Source organism: Vibrio sp. Vb1018 (genome assembly GCF_033338775.1).
Classification (GTDB): domain Bacteria; phylum Pseudomonadota; class Gammaproteobacteria; order Enterobacterales; family Vibrionaceae; genus Vibrio; species Vibrio alginolyticus.
Window position 1 is genome coordinate 123,755 of record NZ_JAWOTI010000014.1, and the last position, 12,557, is coordinate 136,311.

General features: G+C 45.9%; 7 protein-coding genes. All 7 read left to right on the top strand.

Translation table 11 applies throughout. From position 1 onward, the window contains the following. Window positions 1–12 precede the first annotated feature (12 nt). The 7 genes from hrpB (at window position 13) to R7Z10_RS15670 (ending at window position 12,450) form a co-directional block, all read left to right on the top strand. Entirely contained in the window at window positions 13–2,514 is a 2,502-nt protein-coding gene (gene hrpB / locus R7Z10_RS15640) for an ATP-dependent helicase HrpB (RefSeq protein WP_206169861.1), read from the top strand. Further along, entirely contained in the window at window positions 2,507–4,879 is a 2,373-nt protein-coding gene (mrcB, locus tag R7Z10_RS15645; RefSeq protein ID WP_005380020.1) for a penicillin-binding protein 1B, read from the top strand. Before hrpB ends, mrcB begins: the two co-directional genes overlap by 8 nt. Window positions 4,880–5,001: 122 nt before the next feature. Beyond that, on the top strand, window positions 5,002–7,332 hold the full coding sequence (locus R7Z10_RS15650) for a patatin-like phospholipase family protein (protein ID WP_005380018.1): 2,331 nt from the start codon (window positions 5,002–5,004) through the stop codon (window positions 7,330–7,332). A 268-nt stretch (window positions 7,333–7,600) separates the two neighbouring features. Then, window positions 7,601–10,198 (top strand): bifunctional aconitate hydratase 2/2-methylisocitrate dehydratase, encoded by a 2,598-nt coding sequence (gene acnB, locus R7Z10_RS15655; RefSeq protein ID WP_005380009.1) that lies wholly within the window; start codon window positions 7,601–7,603, stop codon window positions 10,196–10,198. Between the two features lie 99 nt (window positions 10,199–10,297). Beyond that, window positions 10,298–10,666, top strand: a complete 369-nt coding sequence (locus R7Z10_RS15660) for a YacL family protein (protein WP_017635908.1) — start codon at window positions 10,298–10,300, stop codon at window positions 10,664–10,666. Window positions 10,667–10,854: 188 nt separating this feature from the next. Then, window positions 10,855–11,193, top strand: coding sequence for a P-II family nitrogen regulator (locus R7Z10_RS15665; protein ID WP_005386570.1), 339 nt, complete (start codon window positions 10,855–10,857; stop codon window positions 11,191–11,193). Between the two features lie 27 nt (window positions 11,194–11,220). Next, window positions 11,221–12,450, top strand: a complete 1,230-nt coding sequence (locus tag R7Z10_RS15670) for an ammonium transporter (protein ID WP_005386568.1) — start codon at window positions 11,221–11,223, stop codon at window positions 12,448–12,450. Window positions 12,451–12,557 lie beyond the last annotated feature (107 nt).

Genomic DNA, 12,557 nt, shown 5'->3' on the forward strand with positions numbered 1-12,557 from the left:
TTTTTATGTACAATGTTGCCATCATTACACCATAAGGTATTTCCTTTGTCACAATTGCCGATTGAAGCCGTGATGCCTGAGTTGCTGACGGCGGTCAAAAATCAACATCAAGTGATCGTAAAAGCGGCGCCTGGTGCCGGTAAGTCGACTTACTTCCCTTTGCAGTTACTCTTAAATCATTCGGTTGCTGGAAAAATCATCATGCTTGAGCCAAGACGACTCGCGGCGCGTAACATTGCCCGTTATCTTGCTGAGCAATTGGGAGAGCAAGTAGGTCAACGCGTGGGTTATCGAGTCCGTGGTGAGGCAAAGGTAAGTTCTGCAACGCAGCTGGAGATCGTGACCGAAGGGATCATGACTCGGATGATTCAAACGGACCCGGAGTTGGATGGGGTTGATCTACTGATCTTTGATGAGTTTCATGAACGCAGCATTCATGCCGATACCGCTTTGGCATTCAGTTTAGAAGTTCAAGAGGCATTGCGAGACGATCTCAAGCTGGTGGTAATGTCGGCAACGCTTGACCAACAAGCATTACAATCGTTGTTGCCAGAAGCCAGTTACATTGAATCTGAAGGGCGCAGCTTTGATGTGGCAATGCGCTACCAGCCGTTAGGTGTGAACGAGCATTTACCTACGAGTATGGCAAAAACAATAGAAAGTCTTATGAACAAAGAGTCTGGATCTTTGTTAGCTTTCCTACCGGGTGTTGGTGCCATAAAACAAGTTGAAGAGCGGTTGTCTCATTTAGCGGATGATATCGACGTATGCCCACTTTATGGTCAACTGAGTTTTGCAGATCAACAAAAAGCGATTACGCCAGCAGAACAAGGTAAGCGTAAAGTCGTTCTAGCGACCAACATTGCAGAAACTTCACTAACGATTGAAGGCATTCGCCTCGTCGTTGATTCTGGGTTAGAGCGTGTTGCCCGCTTTGATTTGAAAAACGGTTTAACACGCTTAGAGCAAACACGCATTGCACAGTCTTCAGCGATTCAGCGTGCAGGACGAGCGGGACGAATAGAAGAGGGCATTTGTGTTCGTCTTTATTCTGAAAGCCAGTTCAAGCAGCAACCGCTGGTTCCCCAACCCGAAATTTTGCATTCCGATTTGGCTAGTTTAGTTATGGAGCTTGCCTTTTGGGGAGCGAGTGATATCCACGCTCTAAAGTGGCTTGATGTTCCAGCTAATGCGTCATTGGAACAAGCGAAGCAGCTATTGGTGTCATTGGGACTACTGACGGAAAAAGGGCAATTAACGTCCGAAGGAAAACAGGCGCATGAACTAGGCGTTGAGCCTCGTGCGGCTGCGATGCTAATTAAAGCGCAATCTTACAGTGATAAGATGTTAAATGCTGCTTTGACGGCGGTCGCACTGATTGAAGAGCCAGAGAGGAGTGTTACCAATATCGCTCATAGCTTGCATCGTTGGCTTGTTGGTACTCATCCAAAAAAGTCGATGTTGTTCAAGCGTGCTCAATCTCTAGCGTACAAATTGGATACGGTATTTGACCTGAAAGGCGTGGATGAAGATGCATTACCGCTGGTGTTAAGTTTGGCATTTCCAGATCGCATTGCGCAGCAGCGCACAAATCAATTTGGGCGATTTACTTTGGCTAATGGTCATGGTGCAGAATGTCGTCAGGAAGACATGCTAGGTGGCTGTGAGTATTTGGTTGCCGTTGACTTAATGCGTTCTCATTCTAACTCAAGTCAAATTCATTCGGCATGTGAATTGGATGTCAATATATTGCGAACGACCTTTGATACGCTATTTTCGTCTGAAGAAGTAGTGGGCTGGGATGAAAAAAGAGGCCGTCTAATAGCTGAGCGACAAACAAAACTCGGCCTGCTAGTCGTTGAAAGCGAGCCGTTGCCAAGCCCGGGCAAAGAAAAAATGACACAAGCTTTACTCACGTATGTCCGCCGCCAGGGCTTACAGAGTCTAAACTGGACACCGGCAGCGGAGAGCTTGTTGGCTCGGATTCGTTGTGCGGTGGAATGGTTACCTGAGCAGTCATGGCCAGTGTTTGATGAAGCCAGTTTGCTGGATTCATTAGAGGAGTGGTTAGAACCATACATGACGTCTGTCAGCTCGGTTAAAGACCTGAGCAAGATAAACTTGGTCGAAGCGCTTAATGCTCTATTAGGTTGGCCACTCAATCAACAACTGGATGAATGGTTACCTGAGCATTACCAACTACCCACAGGTTCAAAGAAGCGTATCCGTTACCAATATGGCCACGAGCCGATATTATCGGTGCGTATGCAAGAAGTATTTGGGGAGAGTGGTTCCCCAACGGTGGCTCTTGGCCGCAAGCGTTTGGTGCTTGAACTGCTTTCACCGGCACAACGTCCATTGCAAGTAACGTCGGACTTGGCGGCTTTCTGGAACGGAAGCTACAAAGACGTTCAAAAAGAGATGAAAGGGCGCTACCCAAAACACGTTTGGCCAGATGATCCTGCCAATCATGTAGCAACAACGAAAACAAAAAGACAATTGAATAATGACTGACAGCAAGAAGCCTAGCGCGAAAAAAGCGCCAGCGAAGAAAAGTACAACCAATAAAGGAACCGCAAAACAGACTCGACGTACGCCGAGTAAAAAGCCGACTAACGAGAAACGTTCGTGGTTGAAAGTTCTGTGGTCGTTTAGCTGGAAAGCTGGCGTTGCACTTGCCGCTGTTTTGCTGTTTGTTGGGATTTACTTAGATAGTGTGGTGAAAGAACGCTTTGAAGGCCAGCTGTTTGAGCTGCCAACGGTGGTTTATGCCCGTATCTTGAATCTAAGCCCTGGTGAGAATATCACCATCCAAGAACTGCGCAACGAGCTAGATGTGTTGAATTACCGTAAAGTGAGTCAACCTCGTTACCCAGGCGAATATTCCTCTTCTTCCACTCGGATTGAATTGATTCGTCGTCCATTCGAGTTTGCCGATGGTCCCGAGCCGGATCGTCACATTATGCTGCATTTCTCTGATTCCGGCTTGCAACGTATTCAGTCTTTAGAATCTCGAGGAGACCTTGGTTACTTGCGCCTAGAACCGAAGATGTTGGGCATGCTGGAGAAAGACCGTGATGAACAGCGTCTTTTCTTACGTCGTGATCAGTTCCCTGAAATTTTAGTGGATGCACTGCTTGCGACCGAAGACCGGGATTTTTATCAACATGACGGGGTGTCACCGCTGGCGATTGCACGTGCATTGGTTGCGAACATTAAGGCCGGCCGTACTGTTCAAGGTGGTAGTACGCTGACTCAGCAATTGGCAAAAAACCTGTTTTTGACTCGTGATAAAACACTGTGGCGTAAAGTTCGAGAAGCGTATATCGCGCTAATTTTGGATTACCGTTACAGCAAAGATCGTATCTTAGAAGCCTACCTCAACGAAGTGTACCTAGGTCAAAGTGGAGGTGAAGCGATCCACGGGTTTGGCTTGGCGTCGCGTTACTATTTTGGGCAGCCAATTCAGGAGTTGCGAATCGATCAGCTGGCGATGTTAGTTGGGATGGTAAAAGGACCGTCTTACTACAACCCAATTCGTTACCCTGAGAGAACGAAAGAGCGTCGTGATCTCGTTCTGCGCCTGTTAATGCAGCAAAACATGTTGACTTCAGAGCAGTATGAACAAGCTGTAAGTCGTCCACTCGATACGCAAAGCAAGCCACGTATTGCGAGCCGTCAGCCAGCTTATTTCCAACAATTGAGTATTGAATTAAAAGAAAAAGTTGGGGAGCGATTTAAGGCAGAGACCGGACTGCGCGTATTTACGTCTCTGGACCCAGTATCGCAAAGCAAAATGGAACAAGCTATCGCGAAAAAGATCCCAGAACTAGCTAAACGGGGTGGTAAAGAGTTAGAAGCCGCAGCTGTGGCCGTTGATCGCCATAGTGGTGAAATCCGTGCGATGGTAGGTGGTAAACGTGTCGGTTATGAAGGCTTTAACCGCGCGCTCAATGCCAGTCGTCCGATTGGTTCTTTAGTGAAACCAGCGATTTACTTAACGGCTCTAGAACAACCGGATAAATACAACCTAGGCACGACGCTACACGACACGCCGTTAAGTCTGAAGAGCAGTAAAGGTAACGTGTGGACGCCGCGCAACTACGATAGAAAATATCGTGGTGATGTACCACTTTACATTGCTTTAGCGAAATCACTCAACGTACCAACCGTGCGCTTAGGTATGGCACTTGGCATTCCTGAAGTCTCCAATACTTTAGAGCGTTTGGGCGTGAACAAAGACGAAATTCGCCCAGTGCCTTCGATGTTTTTGGGTTCGTTTTCTTTGACGCCATTCGAAGTTGCACAGATGTATCAGACTCTGACGAATTCAGGTAAGCGTGCAAAACTGACCGCTCTGCGCTCAGTCATGGATATGGAAGGTAATGTGCTGTATCAATCCTTGCCTCGTTCATCAAGAGCCGTGGATGAACAAGCTGCATGGCTAACGACCTACGCGATGAAACAAGGGGTTGCTCAAGGCACTGGCCGCTTCTTACAAAGCCAGTTTGGTTGGGCTGCATTGGCAGGAAAAACGGGTACCAGTAATGACAACCGCGATAGTTGGTTTGTCGGTGTTGATGGTCGTGAGGTGACGACAATTTGGCTAGGCCGCGACGATAATAAACCCGTGAATCTAACGGGGTCGAGTGGTGCATTACGAGTGTACGCAGAGTACTTGAAGCAGCGTATTCCTGAGCGCTTAGAGCTCCCATGGCCAAGAGAAATCACCACATTAGGGTTCAAGCCTACATCTGATGGAGGTTTAGAAATGAACTGCCGTAGTGATTACAAACTGCCGGTTTGGGATAAAACCGGTCAGATAAAGCAACAGTGTGAGAAGAAATCAAACTGGTTAAATAGCATATTTGATTGGTAGCATCGCCAAATCAACAACATTAGCTTGTTTATCTGATTAATTCTTAGTACATATTAGGGCGTGTTAGTACAGTACTGCTAGCACGCCCTACTTGATCAGATATTCAATAAAGGAAGAAGTGAATGTTCAAAAAGCTGTTATCAAGCCCATCGGTTCGCAACTTTGCGCTTTGGGTTAGTACCTTTTTGATGATCACTCCTTCTGTTTCCCTCGCAAACTCTCTAACAAAAACGGATGACTTGGAACCTCGACCAAAGGTGGCGGTTGTGCTCGCTGGTGGCGGAGCGAAAGGGGCGGCACACATTGGAGTTTTAAAAGCATTGGAAGAAATGCAGATTCCTGTGGATATTGTGACCGGTACCAGTATGGGCGCCTATGTGGGTGGGCTTTATGCCACGGGGATGAGTGCTGATGAAATCGAGAGTTTTATCTACACCGTCGATTGGGGCAGCGGTTATCGAGATCGTGTTGACCGTAGCCAACGTAGAGTTCGTGACAAAGAGTATGAAGACCGCTATCAAATTAATACCGACCTCGGCTTAAGATTCGGTGAGGTACGAGCACCAACGGGTGTGGTGCAAGGCCAGAACATGTTGCGAGTATTGCGTGAGACTACAGGGAACTTAGGGCGATTCGATTCTTTTGATGATCTTGCCATTCCCTATCGTTCTGTTGCGACAGATATTCTTGCCCTAGAAGAAGTCGTACTGGGCAATGGTTACCTTGTGGACGCCATGATGGCTAGCATGTCTGTACCAGGAGCGCTTCCTCCCTATAAGCTCAATGGCCATATGCTTGTCGATGGCGGTGTCGTCAATAACATGCCTGTCGATGTGGCTCGCGCCATGGGGGCTGATGTCGTTATTGCCGTCGATATTAGCACCGACTACAAAACCGAAGATGAATTTACGGGGCTGTTTACTGTCGCGGACCAACTCTCTAACTATCTCGTTCGTCGTAGTACACAACAGCAAGTGGACGAGCTTGAACCTCAAGATATCTATATTCGTCCCAATGTGGGCACCATGGAAACTGTCGAGTTCGACAAAATGCCTTGGGCTTTTCAAGCTGGGTACGATATTACCAAGCAGTTAAAAGACAAGCTGAAAGGGTTGCGCTTGTCCAATGCGGACTATCAAAAATACATCGATCGCAAACAAGAAGTTCGTAAAACTTTGATTTATGGCGATCAGCGTGTGGTTGATGACATAGTGATTGTTAATAACACGCACTACAGCGATGTGTTGTTGACGAATCGTATTGAATTAGAAACCGGACGTCGTATTTCAACGGCCGAAATTGAGAAAGCCGTTGAAAACCTCTACGCGTTAGATCGGTTCGAGCTCATCACTTATCACTTTGAAGAGGTTGATGGTGAGACATTGTTGGTTTTTGATGTTAACGAGAAGTCGTGGGGGCCTAATTATCTCAACTTCCGATTTTTTCTTGAAGATGACTTCGATACAGATAGCCAGTACGGCATAGGAATATCGACCAACTTTACCAATTTAAACTCTCATGGCGCGGAGTTGGCGTTCAACGTAGAAATGGGCACGGATAAGCTGATTGAAGCTGAGTTGTATTCCCCTGTTTTATCTAGCCAAGAACTTTTTGTTTCGGGGCGAATTTCCTATGGTAGTGAGAGCCGAAACTTACCTTTAACAGAGCCTCAAGCACCAGATTTAGAGTCAGTAAATGACTTTTTTCCGGTCACTTACGATGATTTTACAACAGAGTTAGCGATAGGTATCCAACCCACATTGTGGCAAGAACTTCGATTTGGCGCTCGCTACTCAACCGGAGATATTGAGCTTTCTACTTTGGCTTCTGCTGGTAAATTGGATTTTGAACGTCGTGGCCTGTTTGCCAATTATCGCCTAGATACACTTGATGATTTCGCATTTCCGACTCGTGGGCTTTTAGTCGATCTCGAATATTTAGTGTCTCATGATCAAAGTCCTCAAGGCGTTAGCCTTTTAGAAACTGACAAAATTATTGAAGATACCGTTTATGAAATCTCTGCACGATTTAAAGGTGCAGTGAGTCATCAGCGTCATACTTTAGTCGGACATGCTGAATATAGTTTTGTAGAGAGTAAAAACTCATCTTTACCGCTTGATCCCAGAGAGTTGGGCGGCTTCTTAAGCCTATCGGGAATCCCAAGAAATAGCCTGATCGGACAGAACTTATTTTTCAGCAGTTTGGTGTACCGATATAAGTGGTTTGATAATGATTTCGGATTGTTTGAAGCTCCAGTCTACCTGGGCGCATCGGTCGAATATGGCGGTGTTTGGTCTGATAATGATCTGAAACTAAACGAAGCGCCGCTTTACAATGCTGGCTCCATCTTCTTTGGTGTTGACTCACCAATAGGACCAATAATGTTGGCATACGGTCGTACCGAGCAAGATTTGGATGCTGTGTATTTGATCGTAGGAACATCGTTTAATTAATCGGGTATGAGAAAGCAAAAACTTGGCATATTTGGTCAAAATTAGCAGAACTTTAGTCGTAAGTTGCTATGTTGGTCAAAATGATAAGATTTTAATTTAAGGTTAAATTTGCTATTATTTTGCCCACAGTTTGGCCTCTACGGCGCTGTTTCTCAATCATAATTGAATGAAAACAAGGGCAATGGAGAGCCAAGTTTCCAAGGATGTTCACTCCTTTACTTTAACAATAGTAATAATAGAGGAGGAACCGCAATGAGAGGAAAAAGTCGTGCTTGAAGCCTACCGTAAACACGTCGAAGAGCGTGCTGCTGAAGGAGTTGTTCCTAAACCGCTAGACGCAGAACAAGTTGCTGGACTTGTAGAACTTCTGAAAAATCCCCCGCAAGGTGAAGAAGAAGTCATTCTTGACCTACTTGAAAACCGTATCCCTCCAGGTGTTGATGAAGCTGCTTATGTAAAAGCGGGTTTCCTAACAGCAGTAGCAAAAGGTGAAGTTAAATCACCATTAGTGAGTCGTGAAAAAGCGGCTGAACTGCTAGGCACTATGCAAGGTGGTTACAACATCGAACCGCTAGTTGAGCTATTGGATGATGAAGCACTGGCAGAGATCGCAGTAAAAGCGCTGTCTCATACGCTGCTGATGTTTGATGCTTTCTATGACGTAGAAGAGAAAGCGAAAGCAGGCAATGCGCATGCACAGAAAGTACTTCAATCATGGGCTGATGCTGAGTGGTTCCTTTCTAAGCCTAAGCTTGAAGAAAAAGTCACTCTAACCGTATTTAAAGTAACAGGTGAAACGAACACGGATGACCTTTCACCTGCACCTGACGCTTGGTCTCGCCCTGATATCCCAGTACACGCACTGGCGATGCTTAAAAACGAGCGTGAAGGAATAAACCCTGATCAACCGGGTACTATTGGCCCGATCAAGCAAATTGAAGAGTTAAAAGACAAAGGCCATCAATTGGTTTACGTTGGTGATGTTGTTGGTACTGGCTCTTCACGTAAATCTGCAACCAACTCAGTGCTTTGGTTTATGGGTGATGATATCCCTTACGTTCCAAACAAACGAGCTGGTGGGTATGTGCTTGGTGGCAAAATTGCCCCTATCTTCTTTAACACAATGGAAGATGCTGGCGCACTACCAATCGAAGTTGACGTAACTAAGCTCAACATGGGCGATGTTATCGATGTTTACCCATATGAAGGTAAAGTTTGCAACCACGAAACTGGTGAGGTTCTAGCTGAGTTTTCGCTAAAAACAGAAGTACTGATTGATGAAGTTCGTGCTGGTGGTCGTATCCCATTGATCATCGGTCGTGGTTTGACAGACAAAGCGCGTCAATCGCTAGGTCTTGAGCCTTCGGACGTATTCCGCAAACCAGGTGAAATCGCAGATTCTGGCAAGGGTTACACGCTTGCACAGAAAATGGTTGGTAAAGCATGTGGCGTAGAAGGCATCCGTCCTGGAACCTACTGTGAGCCGAAAATGACGACAGTAGGTTCGCAAGATACTACTGGCCCTATGACTCGTGATGAACTTAAAGACTTGGCGTGTCTCGGCTTCTCTGCTGATCTTGTCATGCAGTCTTTCTGTCACACATCGGCTTATCCAAAACCAGTAGACGTTAACACTCACCATACACTTCCGGACTTTATTATGAACCGCGGTGGTGTATCTCTTCGTCCTGGTGACGGTATTATCCACTCATGGCTAAACCGTATGCTACTACCGGATACTGTCGGTACGGGTGGTGACTCACATACTCGTTTCCCTCTGGGTATTTCATTCCCAGCCGGCTCGGGCTTGGTTGCCTTTGCAGCTGCGACAGGCGTTATGCCGCTAGACATGCCAGAGTCAATCTTGGTTCGTTTTAAAGGTGAGATGCAACCGGGTATTACACTGCGTGATCTTGTTCATGCCATCCCTTACTACGCGATTCAGCAAGGTCTACTAACGGTAGAAAAAGCGGGCAAGATCAACGAATTTTCTGGTCGTATCCTTGAGATTGAAGGCTTAGAAACGCTAACGGTTGAGCAAGCATTTGAGCTTTCTGATGCATCTGCAGAGCGTTCGGCGGCAGGTTGTACTGTGAAATTGTCTCAAGAGTCGATCGAAGAGTACTTAAACTCTAACATCGTGATGCTGAAGTGGATGATCTCTGAAGGCTACGGTGATCGCCGTACTATCGAGCGCCGTATTACTGCAATGCAAGAGTGGCTAGCAAACCCTGAGCTGATGCAAGCAGATAAAGACGCTGAATACGCACATGTGATTGAAATCGATATGGCTGAAATCAATGAGCCAGTACTATGTGCACCGAATGACCCAGATGACGCTCGTTTGTTGTCTGAAGTACAAGGCACAGCGATTGATGAAGTGTTCATCGGTTCTTGTATGACGAACATCGGTCACTTCCGCGCAGCAGGTAAATTGCTTGATAAGTTCAATGGCCAGTTAGCGACGCGCCTTTGGGTAGCGCCACCAACAAAGATGGATAAAGACCAACTGATTGAAGAAGGCTACTACGGTATCTTCGGACGTGCAGGGGTTCGTATTGAAACGCCAGGGTGTTCACTTTGTATGGGTAACCAAGCGCGTGTTGCAGATAAATCAACAGTAATGTCGACTTCAACGCGTAACTTCCCGAACCGTCTGGGTACTGGTGCGAATGTTTACCTATCGTCAGCTGAGCTAGCTGCAGTAGGTGCAATCCTAGGTAAGATTCCAACCAAAGAAGAATACCTAGAATACGCGAAGCAAATCGACGCTACGGCAACGGATACGTACCGCTACTTGAACTTCCATAAAATGGATCAATACACCAAGAAAGCGGACGAAGTGATCTTCCAAGAACCGGCATAATCAGAAATGCACAATTCAAAAGCACCTCACATGAGGTGCTTTTTTTATGGGAGCAATTCGCTATACTCGCACCAAATTGATACGAAATAGGCAATCTCGGTGGAATTTGAATTCATTCGTAACACGTTGATGGGCGAGTACTATGTAAAATGTAGCATGGGACATGAGATTGTAGGGCGCTGGTTGCAAGAAGAAATTGGTAAAGATCCGATGAAGATTGCACAGGTTGAAAAGCTAATTGAGCGGTCATTTTCAGCGCCTTCTCAGGAGCATAACCTTACAGGCACGGAAATTAGCTTGATGATTCAGGGCGACGAAGTTCTTGTACAAGAAAACGCATTAGCCCATGAGTATGATGTCGAGATGGAAAGTGAGTTCGACTTCTACAATGCAGAAAGTACAGCAAGTTGTGGGATAGAGGATTTCATGGCACTTATCGAACAGTGGAAAGACTTTTTGAACATTTAATGCACAGTTTTGGGTAACTTCTCTGCCGTTGCTTTAAATTTGTGAAAAGGGCGCACCGATATGGTGCGCCCTTTTTGTTTATAGATATGTAAATTGAGGTTAGTTTTTATTATTCAATAACTTAAAAACTTGGCACGTAGATTGGATTATAAGAAGTGTTTCAGGATGAAAGCTTCGGAGATAACTCAATGAAAATAATCAATGCCATTATTAAGCCGTTTAAATTAGACGATGTACGAGAAGCATTGGCTGATGTCGGTATCGAAGGGATGACAGTATCAGAAGTTAAAGGGTTCGGTCGTCAAAAAGGTCACACGGAATTGTATCGCGGTGCAGAGTATCAAGTCGATTTTCTACCAAAGGTGAAAATTGAAATCGCGACTCACGCAGACAATGTAGATCGCGTTGTTGAAGCAATTACAAAAGCTGCGCAAACCGGAAAAATCGGCGACGGTAAAATTTTTGTTTACGATCTGAACCAAGCGGTGCGTATCCGAACTGGCGAAATGGACGCAGAAGCACTTTAAGAATTCAAAGGATTGGAGATACTTATTATGGAATTAACAACAACAGTAACCGAGTTACGTTACGCACTTGACACCTTTTTCTTCCTCATTTCCGGTGCGTTGGTAATGTGGATGGCAGCAGGCTTTGCGATGCTAGAGGCTGGCCTTGTGCGCTCTAAAAACACAACAGAAATTCTTACGAAGAACATCTGTTTGTACGCCATCGCATGCACGATGTTTCTGATTGTCGGTTATAACATCATGTATGTCGATAATGGAGAAGGAGGCTGGTTACCTTCATTTGGTACGCTAATTGGTACTCAAGGTGAAGGGGCCGACCACTCTTTAGAGTCTGACTTCTTCTTCCAAGTTGTCTTCGTTGCAACTGCTATGTCCGTCGTTTCTGGTGCGGTAGCTGAGCGCATGAAGCTTTGGTCTTTCTTGATTTTCTCTGCGATTTTAACTGCGTTTATCTATCCAATGGAAGGTTACTGGACATGGGGTGGAGGCTTCCTAGCAGAAGCTGGATTTAGTGACTTTGCGGGGTCTGGTATCGTACATATGGCAGGTGCTTCTGCTGCTCTTGCTGGTGTGTTACTGCTTGGCGCGCGTAAGGGTAAGTACGGTAAAAATGGTGAAATCTATCCGATTCCAGGTTCTAACATGCCTTTGGCAACGTTGGGTACTTTTATCCTTTGGTTTGGCTGGTTTGGATTTAACGGTGGTTCTCAGTTGATGGTTTCAGATTTTGAGAATGCTACAGCGGTAGGTCAGATCTTTCTAAACACTAACGCAGCAGCGGCTGCTGGTGCAATTGCGGCGCTATTCGTTTGTAAAACTACTTGGGGTAAAGCCGATTTAACGATGATCCTCAATGGCGCGCTAGCTGGCTTGGTTGCCATCACTGCAGACCCTCTATCGCCATCACCACTGTACGCGGTTGCGATTGGTGCGGTGTCGGGTGCACTAGTAGTATTCAGTATCATTGCTCTAGATAAACTTAAAATTGACGATCCAGTAGGTGCTATCTCAGTTCACGGTGTGTGTGGTTTCTTCGGCCTAATGGTAGTGCCACTGAGCAACGGTGATGCAACGTTTGGTGCACAGCTTTTAGGTGCCGTAGTTATCTTTGCTTGGGTATTTGGTGCTAGCCTAGTTGTGTGGGCAATCTTGAAAGCGACCGTTGGGATTCGCGTTACAGAAGATGAAGAAATGGAAGGTATGGACATGCATGATTGTGGTGTTGGTGCTTACCCAGAGTTTGTTACGGTGAAATAATCATTAGCTTGTAATAAATGGTTACACACTTTGACCCGTCCTGATATGGGTTGACACTTTTTAACTAAAACGCTCGATGTACTTCATCGGGCGTTTTGTATTTTAAA